The 16,668-nt window shown below is 47.8% G+C and carries 15 protein-coding genes; 6 read left to right on the top strand and 9 right to left on the bottom strand.

Annotated elements, in window-relative coordinates; all coding sequences use genetic code 11:
- The 5 genes from DVO77_RS09090 to DVO77_RS09070 are packed head-to-tail and all read right to left on the bottom strand — an operon-like array spanning position 1 to position 4,623.
- A complete protein-coding gene (locus tag DVO77_RS09090; RefSeq protein WP_249038141.1) occupies positions 1-585 on the bottom strand; it encodes an ATP-binding cassette domain-containing protein in 585 nt (194 codons plus the stop codon).
- Positions 569-1,279 carry an ATP-binding cassette domain-containing protein gene (locus DVO77_RS09085; RefSeq protein WP_119978104.1) on the bottom strand — a complete coding sequence of 237 codons (711 nt, stop codon included), beginning with the start codon at positions 1,277-1,279 and terminating at the stop codon, positions 569-571. The genes DVO77_RS09090 and DVO77_RS09085 overlap by 17 nt, the downstream gene beginning before the upstream one ends.
- The gene (locus tag DVO77_RS09080; protein ID WP_110457067.1) at positions 1,273-2,103 is read right to left on the bottom strand and encodes an ABC transporter permease; all 831 of its coding nucleotides are present in this window, start codon (positions 2,101-2,103) and stop codon (positions 1,273-1,275) included. Before DVO77_RS09080 ends, DVO77_RS09085 begins: the two co-directional genes overlap by 7 nt.
- Entirely contained in the window at positions 2,096-3,085 is a 990-nt protein-coding gene (locus DVO77_RS09075) for an ABC transporter permease (RefSeq protein WP_249038140.1), read from the bottom strand. The genes DVO77_RS09080 and DVO77_RS09075 overlap by 8 nt, the downstream gene beginning before the upstream one ends.
- Positions 3,073-4,623, bottom strand: coding sequence for an ABC transporter substrate-binding protein (locus DVO77_RS09070; RefSeq protein ID WP_119978231.1), 1,551 nt, complete (start codon positions 4,621-4,623; stop codon positions 3,073-3,075). Before DVO77_RS09070 ends, DVO77_RS09075 begins: the two co-directional genes overlap by 13 nt.
- A gap of 182 nt (positions 4,624-4,805) precedes the next feature.
- Between DVO77_RS09070 and nikR the strand changes: the two genes are divergently transcribed.
- From nikR to accC, 5 genes are all read left to right on the top strand, one after another.
- Positions 4,806-5,216, top strand: coding sequence for a nickel-responsive transcriptional regulator NikR (nikR, locus tag DVO77_RS09065; RefSeq protein WP_119978103.1), 411 nt, complete (start codon positions 4,806-4,808; stop codon positions 5,214-5,216).
- Positions 5,217-5,596: 380 nt separating this feature from the next.
- Entirely contained in the window at positions 5,597-7,513 is a 1,917-nt protein-coding gene (locus DVO77_RS09060) for a TonB-dependent receptor plug domain-containing protein (protein WP_119978102.1), read from the top strand.
- 344 nt (positions 7,514-7,857) lie between these two features.
- Complete coding sequence (aroQ, locus tag DVO77_RS09055) at positions 7,858-8,304, top strand: type II 3-dehydroquinate dehydratase (protein ID WP_110457064.1); 447 nt, start codon at positions 7,858-7,860, stop codon at positions 8,302-8,304.
- A gap of 18 nt (positions 8,305-8,322) precedes the next feature.
- On the top strand, positions 8,323-8,766 hold the full coding sequence (gene accB / locus DVO77_RS09050) for an acetyl-CoA carboxylase biotin carboxyl carrier protein (RefSeq protein ID WP_119978101.1): 444 nt from the start codon (positions 8,323-8,325) through the stop codon (positions 8,764-8,766).
- A gap of 8 nt (positions 8,767-8,774) precedes the next feature.
- The gene (gene accC / locus DVO77_RS09045; RefSeq protein WP_119978100.1) at positions 8,775-10,145 is read left to right on the top strand and encodes an acetyl-CoA carboxylase biotin carboxylase subunit; all 1,371 of its coding nucleotides are present in this window, start codon (positions 8,775-8,777) and stop codon (positions 10,143-10,145) included.
- A 75-nt stretch (positions 10,146-10,220) separates the two neighbouring features.
- Here the strand turns inward: accC and DVO77_RS09040 are convergent, their stop codons facing one another.
- Complete coding sequence (locus DVO77_RS09040; RefSeq protein ID WP_119978099.1) at positions 10,221-13,403, bottom strand: HD domain-containing phosphohydrolase; 3,183 nt, start codon at positions 13,401-13,403, stop codon at positions 10,221-10,223.
- 386 nt (positions 13,404-13,789) lie between these two features.
- The gene (locus DVO77_RS09035) at positions 13,790-14,044 is read right to left on the bottom strand and encodes a YgjV family protein (protein WP_119978098.1); all 255 of its coding nucleotides are present in this window, start codon (positions 14,042-14,044) and stop codon (positions 13,790-13,792) included.
- Between the two features lie 335 nt (positions 14,045-14,379).
- Between DVO77_RS09035 and rraA the strand changes: the two genes are divergently transcribed.
- Positions 14,380-14,865: a ribonuclease E activity regulator RraA gene (rraA, locus tag DVO77_RS09030; RefSeq protein WP_110457059.1), complete on the top strand. Its 486-nt coding sequence runs from the start codon at positions 14,380-14,382 to the stop codon at positions 14,863-14,865.
- 280 nt (positions 14,866-15,145) lie between these two features.
- Here the strand turns inward: rraA and nrfD are convergent, their stop codons facing one another.
- On the bottom strand, positions 15,146-16,093 hold the full coding sequence (gene nrfD, locus DVO77_RS09025; protein ID WP_119978097.1) for an NrfD/PsrC family molybdoenzyme membrane anchor subunit: 948 nt from the start codon (positions 16,091-16,093) through the stop codon (positions 15,146-15,148).
- A complete protein-coding gene (locus tag DVO77_RS09020) occupies positions 16,090-16,662 on the bottom strand; it encodes a 4Fe-4S dicluster domain-containing protein (RefSeq protein ID WP_110457057.1) in 573 nt (190 codons plus the stop codon). Before DVO77_RS09020 ends, nrfD begins: the two co-directional genes overlap by 4 nt.
- Between the last annotated feature and the right edge of the window lie 6 nt (positions 16,663-16,668).

The raw sequence follows: 16,668 nt of genomic DNA, 5'->3' as shown, positions 1-16,668 counted from the left end.
TTACCAAGTCACTATGTGATCACAAATCGCTTCGAGCAGGTAGGGATCGTGGGAGATCACCAACACGCCTAAGTTGCGCTTATTTGCCGTGGCTAATAAGTGCTGCCAAAACTCGGCTTGGGTGATGGTATCGAGATGCGCCGTTACCTCATCACAGATAAGAAACTGCGTAGTGGGCACTAATGCCCGGATCAAATTAAAGCGTTGTAACTGACCGCCGGATAACTGATTTGGCCGTCTTGTTAACCAAGAGGCATCCAGACCATAATCCTTGAGCAGCGGCAGGTAATCGTCACATTGCCAGCTCTCATCTAACGCGGTTTTAAGGGTTAATCTGGGATTAAATGCAAACTCCCCCTGCTGAATAAGCCACTGCACCGGATTAGGTTTACCCCGCGCGCGCCTTGGCAATGAGTGCAGCTCAGCTTGCATAGGTATTATCCCCGCAAGCATGCCCGCTAAAGTGGATTTGCCCACACCGCTGGGGCCTGATACCCCCACTATTTCGCCGCGCTTAAGCTCGATGTCTGGAAATGTGATTAACTGCTCGCCTCGGCGCACATAGCCCTTATGCAACCGCAACACGTTCTGACTCCCAATGTTCTGGCAGTGCCGTCCAAAAGCGGTGCGTATACTCATCACACGCCCCTGCACGAATATGCGCTGGGGTGGTCATTTCCACGGCGCGCCCATCGCGCAGCACTAACACTCTGTCGGCAATAGGCAATAATTGCCTCAAATTATGGCTAATCACCATGACACCCAATTGTTCATCGCGAGCAAGCATCGCTAAATGTTGGTATATCGCCAGTGCCGCTTCGACGTCGAGTCCGCAGCAGGGCTCATCGGCAATCATAATCTCGCTCGATTGCCAGCAAGCCTGCGCCATCAAGGCGCGCTTTGCCATACCACCAGAGAGCTGGTGCCGATAACGCTCAGTAATATTGCCGCCAAGCTTAAAATAGTGTCGACGCGTCGAGGCACGTTTGCCTAATCGCTGCGCGGCATAACGCAATTGTGACCCGATTAATCGCAGCGGATCTAACACAGAGGCCGACTGCGCCGCCAATGCGCGCCGAGCGCCTTGCTGACTGATAACCTTGCCACCTAATTTAAAGCCGGGCGGAACCTGCCCCATCAACGCCTGTGCCAATAGACTTTTACCGCTACCGCTCGCGCCTATCACACCAAGCACCTCACCTTGCTTGAGCGAAAAGCTTAACGGCGACAATAGAGAGACAGCATCGGATTGAATACTAAGCCCTTCGACAGTTAACATTTAACCACTCCTTCAAGGTGAGTTTGCGGCCCCTGACGTAAACCGAGCAGCAGACGCTGCGCAACATAAGACAAGAGCAGCAAGCAACTGAGTAAGAGTAAACCAGGGCACAGGGCAAACCACCAATGTCCGGTTAACGCATATTGCGATGCCTGAGCTAACAAGGCGCCCATGGATGGCGAGTCAGGATTAAGACCAAAACCTAAAAAGGTTAACGCCGCCATATGGGTAAGCGCATGAGGAAACAGCAGCAAGCCGCCTATCCACCACTGAGGCAAGATATGCGGCAACATGTGACGCCGTAACCTTTGCCAAGGTGAAGTACCAAACTGTTTCGCTAACTGATAATAGGGGGCTGACTGCACCTGTTTCATTTCAAAGCGCAGTAATCGCGTGAGTTTAGGCCAGTGACTTAATGCAACCGCCACCACTAAGCCGAACTCTGCACCGCCAAAGGCTAACGATAAGAGAATTAACAGCAAGAGGTGGGGGAGTGACATAAACAGATCCACCAGCAGATCGACCATCCACGCGGCGGCGCGATGTAGCATGGCAAGCATCGCCATCATCAAGGACAACACACTGCTCAGCAATACCGCAAGCCCGCCCACATACAGGCTCTGTGCCAGCGCCTGTTGACTGCGACTAAACAGATCTCTGCCGAGCCAGTCGGTGCCAAACAGATGATGTAGTGAAGGCGCTTGATATTTATTGAGTAAATCGAGCTCTGCCCCCTGCCAAGGCCAGAGTAAGGCCAGCCCAACCAACCCGCATAGTAAGGCAAGCGCGGCCATAAAACTGGGCTGACGCAGTAGATCACGCATCCCCAGCCTCCTGAATAAAGTAGCGTGATAACACAGTGGCAATAAGGTTACCGCTAAAGACCATCAATGCCGAAATTAAGGTGCAGCCCATGAGTAAGTCGGTGTCACTGGCTAAACCTGCCTTCACCATACTGGCGCCTAATCCGGGAAAACTAAACACAGTTTCGGCAATCAGCGAGCCACCAAACAGCTCTGCAAAGGTCGCAAATTGCAACACAATTGCCGGTAATAGACTGTTACGGATCACATGAAAGCGCACCACCTTCAACAGGCTATCCCCATGCGCCAGAGAATACTGCACATAATCAGACTGCAGCACGTCAATCACCTTCTCTCGGGTGTGCAACACTATTGGCGCCATGCTCACCACCGTCAGGGTAGCGACAGGCAATAGCAGATGATGCAACATACTGAGCACAGATTGTTCAGAAAAAGTCATACCAATTGGCGCAGCGCAGCACACGGGGGTGAGCTGTAAGGCAATTGAAAATAGGCTGATAAACAGCATGGCTAACCAAAAAGAGGGCATGCATACCATCAACCATGAAAACCGCTGCACCGCCTTATCGAGCCAACTGTCTTGATAAATACCCGCCAGTAACCCCAGCAGATAACCGAGCACCAACGATCCTACCCAGCTAAGACCAATGAGCAGTAGCGATAGAGGTAAATGGGTGGCGATAACGCTTGATACGGGCTGCTGATAAAGGGTAGAAAAGCCGAGATCGCCTCGCGCTAATCCAGATAACCAATGCAGTAGACGCTGGCCCACACTTTGATCCAGTGATAACTGCTGGGCGAGCAAGGCCTTTTGTGGCTCAGAAATGCCAAAGACATTGCCACCTAAATAGGCGTTCAGCGGATCTATCGGTGTCCAGCTCAGCAGAAGATAGGCCAGTAATACCACCAAAATCAGCAGTAATACCAGCCGAAAACCAGCACTTAAGATGGCATAGCTATGGGTGGGCATCAGTTGGGGCATTGCCAGCGCCAATGCTCGATATTATTGGCTAATGGCCAGCCGTGACCATGGGCCTCAATTCCGGGCGAATCCAGATCAAGACAGACATTGGCCGCATAAAGATGTTTAAGGTTAACCAGCCAAGTCCAAGGTTTATCTTGGGCAATGAATTGCTGCGCGCTTTGCCAATACGGCAATGAGGCTTGCCACGAAAGTGCATGCTGGGCCTCATCTAATGCGTTATCCACTTCAGGATTACTGTAATAGCCTGAATTAAAATAGCCTTGGCCTCGATATTGACTGTGATGCACGCCCCTCACTTCGGTTGCCGAGTGGCTTCCAAAACCAAATAACACCGGCTGTTGATGCATCTGTTTATAGATGGCCTCCCAACTTTTACCGACGGGAGTGATTTGGATGCCTAGCGGTTTGACCATTTGCGCTACCGCCAAGGCTAATTGTTGGCGCACTGTGTCACCTGCCAAATAATAAAGCGTCATCGACGCCTTAACGCCATCGCGCTGGCGTATACCACCTTGTAATTGCCATCCATTTTTCTCAAGCAGTGCAATAGCGACCTCGGGATCGACTTGAGGTTCATGGGCTTGAGCGACTGGCCCCCAAGGCAATCCATCGGCAATCGAATAAGCCGGTGTCGCATGGCCCTCTAGCAGTTGCTCAACTAACACCTGACGATCAATGACTAAGTCGATAGCGGTGCGGATCGCCAGATCTGAGCTAACATCATTACCTATGTTATTGCCCTGCTTAGGCAGCATAGGCCAAGCAATGCCGCGGTTATCGACACTGTCGATACGCCATAGCCGATATGTCGGCGGGAGTAACTGCGCATAGCGCGGTGCTATCGCGCTAAGGTCTAACTGACCGACGCGCAGCCGAGAGTAGCGGCTATCTTCATCACTAAAAATGACCACCACTTTTTTAAATTGCAGCTTTTGTCCGTAATAATATGGATTGGGGACCATGATGAGCTGTTGATTGCGATCCCAGCGAACAAACTTGAGCGGCCCCGAGCCAACAGGTGCTAAGCCATATCGCGGACCATAACTTGCTTTAGGCACAATCGCTAAACTGACAAAGTTATCGATAAAAGTGATGTCGGCCTGCTGCAGGTGAAACCTGAGCTCTCCATCTGATACCACCTCAACCTTCTCTAGATTAGTGAGATCGTGTATTGAGGCAATTTGCTTGGCAATATCGAAGGTAAACTTAATATCTTCAGCCGTAAGCCTTGTGCCATCGCTAAAGTTAACCCCTTTTCGTAGCGAGACTTGCCAGGTTAAGCGATCGGCTGATAAGGTCCACGAAGTTGCCAAGTCGCCCACCAGCTCAAGTTGTTTATTGCGCCGCAACAGTGTCGACTGAAACAGCGGTCGGTTATATTTACCCCAGCCTAAGATAGGATCGAACCCCGCGTCGGGCTCGGCCCCTAAGGCGAGTGTCAATACCCTGCCAGTGGCAGCCTCTTCCCTATCCGTCGCAGCCACTGAGAGGCAAGCGAAGCAACCACACAACAGCAGCAAGATTAACCGTCTCATAAACATTCAGCCCAAGCGCGTAACACTATTGAAATATTCGTCATACTAGCGGGTGTTTGCCTAAAAATCATCCTAAAAACAGATCTTTAATACTATCGTTGACTTAGATCAATTTTATATTTTTGCATCCTTTTTATATCTGTAGGATACTCACAGTAATTAAGCTTTATAGAATTTAACTTATGCCTAACGACACGATCCGCTTTACCGTTTCCATGCCTAAATCTCAATTTGAAGAGATTGAAGAAGATCAATTAGAGCGCGGATATCTTTCTCGTTCTGAATATATAAGAGATCTATTTCGCGATAGGCTGGTTGATAAACAGTGGAATAGTAGCAAAGAAGATGTCGTGGGCGTGCTCACGCTGGTATTTGATCATCACCAAAGAGGATTAACTGAAAAACTGCTTGAGATACAGCACAATAATTTAATTCATGTTTTATGTAGTACTCATGTTCATATTGACCACCATAACTGCCTAGAAACCATTATTATCAAAGGGCAAGCCAGTGAACTCAACAGCATAGTGAATCGAATCGCAGTGCTTAAAGGCGTCAAGGTGGCACGCTTAAGCCGCACGGGTATCGTTTAACTCGCCTTATATTAAGCCTAAAGTATTACATTCCCCCATTAATACCTTAGCCATTCTTAAATGGCTAAGTATGACTAATATAACCCACCTTTAATGCCCATCGACCAAGCTTAGCCAGCGGCTGGCGATAATAATTCATCAAGCATATTCAAGCTTAATATCAATCCCTTTTCACTCATTAATAAATGATTCAGCCATTTAATTAAGTACATTATATTGCCAGCGATATTCATATCGAACGAGTAATACTTTTATAATATTTTTCATACTATCGCCGATATAATTGATCTAGCTCGCAAAATTATCCCCGCTCAAACATATAATACACACCGTTAACTTAGGTCACAAAAACATAACCGCGTACCCAAAAGGAATGAGTAATGTATTTGAAAACATGGGGATTAGCTTTAACGTTATTAGCTGTAAACAACGCCGCTTTCGCTGATGATATCGAAAAAATCACCGTTCACGGTGTGCAATATCAAGATGACGGCACCTACCAAAATGTTACCCTGGGTAGCGATGTCACCATTATCAGTAGTGAGATGATCCAAGCCGCTGGGGCGGTCGATATCAACAAGGTCCTCAGCCAGTTTGTACCGGGTTTATTCGCTAACGGCCGAGCGGGTCGCCATACCGATACCGACTATGCATTGCAAGGCAGTCGCCCGCAAGACATCCTCTGGTTACTTGACGGTAATCGACTCAATAATCGGCTTTATGGCTCAACCTATACCGACAGTATTAACCCCATGATAATTGAGCGCATCGAAGTGATTAAAGGTGCCCAAAGCGTGATCCACGGCTCGGAAGCCATTGCGGGGATCATCAACATCATCACCAAAAGCTATCAACATGATGATCGCGGTGAAGTTAGCTTAGTGGCTGATACGCTGCCCAGTTATGATCTATCAGCGTTCGTCAGCAGCGAAATCAATGATCTCCAAATTAGCTTAGCCGCCAGTTCAAGCCAATCAGAAGGCTACGCACTTTGGCCCGATGAGGAATACTCACCAACGGCAGCCTTAGACAAAGAGCGGGGTTATCGTATGAATAACCTCAATGCAAAAATTAAATGGTCCATCAGCGATGCCCAGCAACTGACTATTTTTGCGCAATATAATGACGGCTTACTCGAACGTCCTTTAGCTTACAACGCTATTTTGAGTGAAAATGATCGCAAACAGACGCTCGCCTATGCCGATTGGCAACTCCAAGTGTCAGACCAATTGCTATTACAAACCAAGTTAAGCTACCAACACTGGGACTCTCACTATAGTGAAATCACCAAAGAGGCTGACGGCAAGGTCGATGTGCCCTACTGGGATCAATATTGGGGCTTTAAAGATTATGGCGCGCTCGTCTCCGCTAACTATCACACTCAAGCTGGGAGTCAGTGGATTTTGGGAGGCCAGTATGAACAATTTGAAGGCGCTGACGAGGTCATGCACTTCACCACGCCAACTGACCGTACTTATGCACTATTTAGTCAATACCAACCTAAGCTAAGCAGCCTGCCCGATACCCAGCTATCACTGGGAGCACGAGTCAATAAACTGGTCAATGACGAATCTATCTGGGTTGGCAGTATCGCGTTAACTCACGATATAACGTCACAATTACAACTGAAGGCCAATCTTGGCAATGGTTATCGCCAGCCAACCGCTTCAGAACTCTATCAACAGCTGGGTACCTTGGGTAATCCTGACTTAGTAGCAGAAACCAGTGAAAGTATTAATATTGGGTTTAATTATCAAGGTGATATCTCATTAACCGTCGATAGTTTTTGGCGTAATATTGATAACCTCATAGAGCAACGCGCGCTCAGTGACACCCAGTTTACCTACAGCAACCTTAATGGCCGTGTCGAAAGCTATGGGATAGATATTCACTTGGTCAAAGCCTTTTCAGCGAAATGGTTAATGGAACTCAGCGCTGGCTATGCCCATGCCGAGCGCAAAGATAATGGCCAGCAAATTGAGCGAGTCCCCAAATACACAGGTTTTGCCAAGCTAAACTACGAGATGAACGATGATGTGACACTCTGGGTGAGCGGCCAATATGTCGGAGAGTTCTTAGATTATGGCCTCACTGCCGGTGACTATATGCTTACCAATATTGGCCTGCAAACCTGGTTATCAGCCAAACAAAACCAGCAATTGCAGCTCACCATTGACAACCTATTTGATAGCGAAGTGCCGCAGAGTATTTTTAAACACGGCCACCGAGCAGAATACCCCATTGAAACCATGGGCGCACCGCGCACATTGCAGCTGCAATATAAATACTTTTTTTAACATAGCACGGCGCTATATTTAGCCGACGCACCAAATACCTAAGACAGAGAAACCCATCGTTTCTCTGTCTTATCTGTTAATCACGAATCATTGCCAGCCTCGTTGTTCGCCTCGACTAAATAAGGGGTCGATAAGGGTTCCCCCTCCACACCAATAGCAGTAACCGCCACTCTTTGTCGCAGCATAGGCGATAATGCTTGATGCAAACATCGGCCTCTACGCAGGCTGATGATGAAATTTAAATTGCGGCGACAAAATAGCGCTAAATTATGCTAACTTGCAGTTATCTATTAAAAATGAGCATCTGCGCGCCGCGCTGCGGCTCACTCCTAAAGGTATGTTGCATGAGTAATCAGGCGAAAATATTGTTAGTCAATGGCCCTAATCTAAACCTATTAGGTCGTCGAGAACCCGGCCATTATGGTCATCACACTTTAAGCCAGATTGTCGAACAGTTGACCCAAATGGCCCAAGCAGAAGCGGTGCAACTGCAACATATTCAATCCAATGCCGAACATGAACTGATCGATGCCATTCATGCCAGCGATGCCCAGTTCATTATTATCAATCCGGCGGCCTTTACCCACACCAGTGTCGCACTTAGAGACGCACTACTGGGAGTGGCTATCCCCTTTATCGAGGTGCACCTGTCGAATGTGCATGCCCGCGAACCGTTTCGACATCACTCCTACTTTTCAGACAAAGCCGTTGGGGTGATCTGTGGCTTGGGTGAAATGGGTTATCAATTTGCACTGCGCTCGGCCATCAGCCGTATCAAAGCAGCTCACTAATACTCAAGAGACAAGCCTATGGATATTCGTAAAATTAAAAAACTGATCGCCCTAGTGCAAGCCTCTGATATCTCGGAGCTGGAAATTAAAAATGCCGAAGAGTCGATTCGTATCTGCCGCGATCTGAGCTACACCAATACCGTAGCGGCCAAAGCATTTGGCCAAACCACCGACGACAAAGAAGATACAACCAACCCAGAGTCGACTAAGCCACTCGACTATGCCGAGGAAGATCTGCTGGTGTCCCCTATGGTGGGCACCTTCTATTTATCGCCTTCGCCAGACGCCAAGCCTTTAGTCAAAGTGGGGCAAAGGGTCGAGCAAGGTGATGCCGTCTGCATTATTGAGGCAATGAAAATGATGAACCAAATACAAGCCCAACATGCTGGCGTAGTGAAGGCGATTTTATGCAACAGCGGTGACGCCGTTGAGTTTGATCAACCCTTAATGGTTATCGAGTAAGCTCTGCCATGGCAGCATCGCGCCCGTTTAACAAAGTGCTTATCGCCAATCGCGGCGAAATCGCCGTAAGGATCATCCGCGCCTGCCAGCACTTTGGTATCGCCACAGTGAGTGTTCACTCACGCGCCGACAAAGGCGCCTTGCATGTCACCCTTGCCGATGAAAGCCTGTGTATTGGCGCCGCCCCATCGAGCCAAAGTTATCTAAACAGTCAAGCAATACTGGCCGCTGCCGCACTCACCCATGCCGATGCCATCCACCCTGGTTATGGCTTCTTATCCGAAAGCGCCACCTTTGCCGAGCAAGTGACCGCCAGTGGCTTTGTGTTTATCGGCCCACGCAGTGACACTATCCGCCTAATGGGGGATAAGGTCAGCGCCATTGCCGCCATGAAAGCGGCAGGATTACCGACTATTCCCGGCTCTGATGGCCTGTTGGGCGATGATGCGTCCGCCAATTTGGCTCTGGCCGACGCTATCGGCTATCCGGTTATGGTCAAAGCTACCGCCGGTGGTGGCGGAAAAGGGATGCGCATCGTTAACGATGCCAGCGAGCTGCTAAGCACCATAGTCTTAACTCAAGGAGAGGCCGAAGCCACGTTTGGCAATGCCGGCGTCTATCTAGAGAAATACTTAAGCCAGCCGCGCCATATCGAGGTGCAAGTCATATGCGATAAGCAGGGCAATGCGCTGTCTTTAGGCGAGCGCGACTGCTCGATGCAACGTGCCCAGCAAAAGGTGATAGAGGAAGCGCCGGCATTAGGGTTAACCGATGAGCAGCGCGATACTATCGGTCAACGCTGTATCAAGGCTTGCCAAGCCATAGGCTATGAGGGCGTTGGCACCATAGAGTTTCTTTACCAAGAGGGTGAATTTTTCTTTATGGAGATGAATACCCGCTTGCAGGTAGAGCATACGGTAACAGAGATGGTGACCCATCTCGACTTGGTCGCCGAGCAGCTGCGTATCGCCGCAGATCAGCCTCTTGGCATGCGCCAAGCACAAATACAATGCCATGGGCATGCTATTGAGTGTCGTATTAACGCTGAAGATCCTGTTAACTTTACCCCATCACCCGGCACCATCACAGCACTGACCCTTCCTGGCGGCCTTGGGGTTCGCTGGGACTCGCATCTTTATCAAGGTTACCAGGTGCCGCCCTATTACGATGCTATGATAGGTAAGCTCATCACTTGGGGTAGCTCACGCAACTGCGCCATTACCCGTATGCGTGTTGCCTTAAATGAACTGGTTATCCAAGGGATTAACACTAATATACCCTTACTCAAGCGGATACTGGCCGACGATGGTTTTGTCCAAGGCGCGCAGCCCATCGATTATTTAGAGCACTCACTGCTGCCCAATTTAACGGACAAATAATCTAGCCTCATAGGTGCACGGTGAGCAGCTGTTCTGCTCCGATTATCCCAACCATAATTCTCCATCCAACCATAATCACGCCGTTCGATTAAGGTACTGCTCAATATCCACCGTATCGATTTGACTCGGGTCGAGAAATTTATTTGCGTAGTCAAGATAAACCCCACTGGTTAAAAACAACTCAAACAGATCTCTGTCGACATGGTCATCCAAGACCATTTTATGCAAAATATCGATGGCCACACTAATGGGCTTGGCCTTTTTATAGGGTCTATCGGCCGCGGTTAAGGCTTCAAAAATATCGGCTAACACCAAAATACGCTCTGGGGTCGATAGCTGCTCAGCCGTCAACTTACGCGGATACCCAGTGCCTTTAAGTGTTTCGTGGTGAGTCGAAGCATAACGCGGCACCCGCGCCAGTTCGGGAGGAAAAGGTAAACTTTCTAGCATCTTAATGGTGCTAGTAATATGTTCATTAATCTTAAAGCGATCTTCAGCGGTTAAGGTGCCTCGAGAAATGGCTAAGTTGTACAGCTCACCTTGGTTATACAGATGCTCTGGCACCGTCATCTTAATGCCAAACTTTTTATCGAAATGCACCGGAAAATCGCGACGAATAATATGCTGAGGTTTATCACTTAATAGCGACTCTGTCACAGGTAGCACTTCTGGCGACTTGGGATAATTGAGCTCTTCAATGGGCGACAGCCCCAGCCTGTCGTCGAAATGGCGCACCCAAGTGATTTTAGCCAATTGCTGCAATCTATCGATATGGGCTTGCTCCATAAACTCGCCACCCACGTTAGCATTGGCAATAAACTCAAAGTCTTGGTTAAGGGTTTGCCACTTTTGCGCTAACTCGGCTTGCAGTTGTTCTCTGTTCTCTGGTTGTTGCGCCAACTGTTGATGGTAGCTTATTTGGGCGTCACGCCACAGCACTTCAAAGCGCATACGCACCTCGTGAATTCGGTTGTAGATCACCTCCAACTTACTGCCTTTATCGACAATATGCTCTGGTGTGGTGATCTTGCCGCAGTCATGCAACCAGGCTGCCATTCTAAACTCGGTATGCTCTTCTTCATTATTAAATTCAAACGTATCAAAGGGGGGCTGTTGCGACGCCACGGCCTGATCCGCCAGCATCAAACCAAGCTCGGGTACACGGTTACAGTGCCCGGCGGTATAGGGGGATTTATCATCGATAGCCTGAGCGATAAGCTTGATAAATGATTCCATTAATTGCTTTTGATTCTGCTCGTGCTGCCTAATCGAATCAGACATATCTACCATTGAATCGGCCAACTCATCAATCTCGACGATATAACAATTCACCTTAGCGACTTCACTGTATTGGCGATTTTTTACCTTAAGGTTTTCAAGTGCTAACTGTTTAATCGGATTAATGATCGGTGAGGCAAATAACCAAGATAATGGCAGCACTAGCAACATGCATATGCCGGTGATCATAATCGACTTTTTCACCCTTTCTTGACTAGTCGATAGCAAGACCAGCTTAGGTACCACGATGGCAAAATATTCCGTTTCGGTGCGACTGTTATGCATGGGAGCCACATAGACATATCGCTCTTCACCATTGATGCTATAAAGCTTGAGCTGTTGCTGTTCACTCGGATTATTAGCTATATCTATTAACAACTTATAAGGAACGGCCCCCTGTTGCAGGTTCGATGACGCCTCCATGCCATCACCGAACCACTTTTGCTCTAATGCACTAACTTGCTCAGATGTGATGTTTGCCAAGGCTAAGTTGATGATTTCCAGTAATACTTCATCACTGGGATGTACGACAATACTCAAGCCGGGATTGACATTCGCGGGGGCAAAATCAATATCCTCATGAAACTGCACACCATCAATAAAGAAAAGCTTAGCGGTATAGTGCAGCACCACACTGTTATCTAATGCAGCAAACACCTCGCCTTGGGCTACGGCTTGCAAAACCGCTAGAGTTGAGTCGTATTCAACCACCTCAATTTGTGGAAAATAACGCTGAATAATGGGAATAACTGACCAACCACGGGGAATCGCCAGCTTATGCCCTTCGAGCTGTTCTATACGGCTAAACACTTGATGATTGGGGCGAGTGACAATAGCAAAAGGTAAGGGTAAAAAGGGTTGGCTAAATAAACCTAAGTTTTCATTTTGTTCGTTGTTTAACACCGAATGCAATAGATCAAGTTCACCGCGTTTAAACTGCTCAAATAACTCAGCCCAGCTAATACCATTACTATATTCAATCTGCAGCCCCGTCATTGCAGCTACCAGATTAAGCATATCTATGCTGTATCCTTGCGGTTCTCCGGCAATAGCAAAGTCTATCGGCGGCCAATCGGTTTCATTCGACGCTCTTAATACTGGCGAGCGCGTAATAAACGCTTTTTGTTCATCCGTAAGTGTTAATTGTGGCCCTGCTGGGAGTTTAAATTCGTTTTCAGCAGCTTGATTAGAGGCGATAAGCTCACCTGTGGCTTTATACACAAACACCTCTTGCTCGCCATCCAGCCCGTGAGTCTGGCCTTGTAGCACTAAGTGTTCCTCTAGGCTAGATAGGGCAATGTCGACTCCCAATACGGTACCATTACCTGGTAACTTAATAGAATAAGTGAGTCCTGGTGCTTGTAGTGTCTGAAATAGATAGGGCTCAGTCTTATAGACCTCCTTATCAGTTGCATTAATATACCAAGGGCGATTAGTCGCATCATAGTCACTGACATCAAAATGGCTGACCCTAAGATTAAACTCGGCATCAAAATAAGCAATTTCACGTCGTCGCTCACCACTGGCATGAGTGTGGATCTTGATTAAGGCCCAGCGGTCTAAGTGGCCAGCACTAAGCTGTTCGCGCACGGCAGCATTTGTATTGAGATTAATGAGCTCATACAGATCACCGTCGTCGAGCCCAATGTAGATAGCACAAATAAAAGGGGAGGTTTGCATCAGTTTGGAAAAGATACTCAGCGCCTCGGCTGACAATCCCTCATCCGTTTCTAGCGACGAGAAACTCGCCAATAGTTTGGTTGTATTTATGATACTCCTATCCAAATACGCCAAGTGTTCACTGGTACTACGGGCACTGCTATTATAGAGTTTAAGCGCCGACTCTGTCGCCAGACGTTCGCTAAAATAATATTGTAATCCTATTGCAATCAAGGCAGTACATAGGGTAGCAAAGACAAAAATACTCACTACGGTGACACGTATAGTAAACCGATAAGGTTTAGTGCCTTGCTCTGCCATGAGCGAATCCTTTTTCTTGTTCTTGGGGAAGATGAAACAACGATTGCACCTAAGGATAATATAACAAAGCAATAACAAGTCAATTTGATATCTGTACAGCAGCTTCAAGATGATATTCGGCCCATCTAGGGAAAGCACTGCTCCCCCCAAAACAAGCAAAGTGAGTTTGAGACTGCGGTTATCAGTAAGACGCCTGATAATCCTTCAGTAATAGTGCGATTAAAAAATACCTGATAAAGGGGGCGAACACATGAAGCTTGCAACAAGAAAGGCGCGACTAGAATGAATTAAGTATCGGCTCAGGCCACACCAGAGATAGGAGGCGGATTAGTCAATCAAACGAGAACCAACCCGAGGAGTTGAGCTCAGGTTGGTACGTGCCGGGCTCAGGCGTTTTTCGCGACATTTAGCTGCGATTTACTACGAGCAATTTTGATTAAATGGTAGATATTGATACAAGCGACAAAAGCGTTCATACCTGCAACAGGCCATGCAGAGATGTAAGTGCCGTAGATCACGAACAGTGTACAGCCAGCAAAGTTAAGCGTTCTTAGCCAAACGATGTCCTTCATCATTAATGATATTGCCACCATTAATGACGCAGAATAGCCAATTAATTCAATTGTGTTTGAAACTTCCATAAGGCACCTTCTTAAGACCCTATACCATCCGTAAGCGAACTGGGGGATCCATGCCCCTAAAGCAAGTTAAATTAACGTTATCAATTACTGCAGCTATATTAGCAAAACCATACACAATGTGTAATAAAAATACGTTATTTAATGAGGTGGGTCATGTTTTCAGTATGTTTTACCACCAATGATAGAAACATTACACCAACTGGCATGAAAGCTGGTTTTATCGACAATTGCGTGATTGATAACGCTTTTCTTTTTAAGAATCCCTTATATACTGGCTGGTACTAATATGTTGCTGATTTATCCAAGCAAAATGCCTTTCTACAGGAGTATGACTTATGGAATACAACACCTCAGAACTTTGTGACACTTACATTGATATGGTCGATGTCGTCGAACCCATGTTCAGTAATTACGGTGGTTGTAGCTCTTTTGGCGGTTCAATTAGCACCATCAAATGCTTCGAGGACAATGGCTTAATCGCAGAAGTTCTGCAGCAAGATGGCGAAGGCAAGGTGTTGCTGGTTGATGGTGGTGGTTCATTACGCCGCGCCCTACTCGATGCCTCAATCGCAGAAATTGCGGTCGCTAATAACTGGGAAGGCATTGTCATTTACGGTTCGGTACGTGATGTTGATGCGCTGGAAGATCTCGATATTGGCATTCAGGCCATTGCCTCTATCCCAGTTGGCGCCGATGGCCATGGTGTAGGCGAGCTCGAAGTACCAGTTAACTTTGGTGGCGTAACCTTCTTACCTGCCGATCACCTGTATGCAGACAACACAGGGATTATTTTGTCGCCAGAGCCATTAGATATCGATTAAGCCTCTGACAACCGTTTGAGCTTGCCAGACAAACTCCCATTACAGCCATAACAAGGCTGCGTATTGAATATCGGCGCCCGCCACGTAGGTAGCATAAGTTACGTAAGCAAAAAGTCACATAAGTAAAAGTCACGTACGCTAACTTAACAGCACAGATGCTAAGCAGAAAAAAGGATGATGCCCTACAGGGTCATCATCCTTTTTTAATTTAACGATTAAATACTTAGTCGCAGCCACAATTTGGGCTAACGCGATAAGTTAACCCAAGTAACATGGCCCATTAACTAATATAGCTTTGTCCCGCATAGACCACGAAGTGCCGCAAGGCCAACACCCCAAGAATCGTGCTACAAGACACGGTAATTAAAAAACCTTTACTGTGTCGCCACGCCTTCGGTGCCAGCGAGCTGGCGAGCACAGGCACACCTAGCCCTAAGCCCACCACGCCAATCCAAAAGACGCTTGCCCAAGTCCCGGTAGTGATAGCCGCCGTCGCCGCCTGCGCGGCAGGACCGGAAAAGTTAAGCCCGACAAACAGCAGCACTAAACAGAGCGCCTCATTAAACGCGACAGGGTACTCGATACGGTGCACCTGCTCGATACAGTCAGACTCTTTCTTACTGAAAAACAGCGTTGCTACCAAAATATTACCAGCCGAACCGACCGAGAGCGCCGAAGCTAAGAACAGCGCCGGTAACACTGCAGTATTGAGGATCGGATAGCTGATCATCGCCGACAGCAAAAATCCGGTGTAGACCCCAACGCCGAGTGCCAGCGCAAAAATCAGCTTATTCAAACTGCCTTCAACCTGACGGCAGACCGACAAGATGCCCGCTAACCAAGGAGCGTAGTGCAGCACCTGCTTTTCAAACACTAGCGCCGCAAACACAAACACCAAAGGAATGTAAATCAACAGGGCGATAACCCCCCATGCCATCACAGACGTTAAGTTGTAATTGAGTAAGATATGATAAAACTCAAACGGTTTAGTCAAATCCAGCACCAATAACGCCATGCCCAAACAGATAGCCACTGGCCCTATCACCGCCGCGGCCTTAATCACAGGCAAGCCATCAGTGGGTAGCCCTCGGCTCTGCTTGTACCATTTAAGCCCTATCGCCACTAACATAGAACCTGCCGATAAGCCTGCCATAAACAGGTAGACTGCGATTATCCAGTTCCAGACGACTGGATCATATTGCTCCATGGAGCCCCAAATATTGTTCATGCTTTAATCCCCCCTTTACGGCTAGGAATGCGATAGACCCTTGGCTCTGTGCCAAGATTCACCTTTTGCTGATAATGCGGCTTAGTATCTAACACCTTGCGAACCTCTGAATTCAGATCATTGGCATCGCCAAACACTAAGGCTTGGGTTGGGCAAACACTGACACAGGCAGGGTCTTCACCACGAGCAAGGCGCGTCTCCTTACAAAAATCACACTTGTCTGGCACCCGAGTTTCCGGATTAATAAAGCGCACCTTGTAGGGGCAAGCGGCAACACAATAGAGGCAGCCGACACACTTGTTTTCATTTATTGAGACAATGCCATCGGCGTTAACGTAAGCCGCGCCCGTAGGACACACCTTGACGCATGGCGCGTTTTCACACTGCTCACAAGAGACGCGATTGTATTTAAAATGCAGATGAGGAAAGTTACCGTAAGGCCCCTCGATGCGTACCTGAAGCCGGGTCACCGACTCAGGCACATTATTTTCACTGCGGCAGGCCACATTACAGGCTTGGCAGCCAATGCACTTATTTTCATCGTGCACAAGAACATAACGTTTAGTCATAATGAA

Source organism: Shewanella algidipiscicola (genome assembly GCF_003605125.1).
In the GTDB taxonomy this organism is placed as follows: domain Bacteria; phylum Pseudomonadota; class Gammaproteobacteria; order Enterobacterales; family Shewanellaceae; genus Shewanella; species Shewanella algidipiscicola.
The sequence above is the reverse complement of the archived record's forward strand: the minus strand, read 5'-3'. Positions and strand labels throughout refer to the sequence as shown.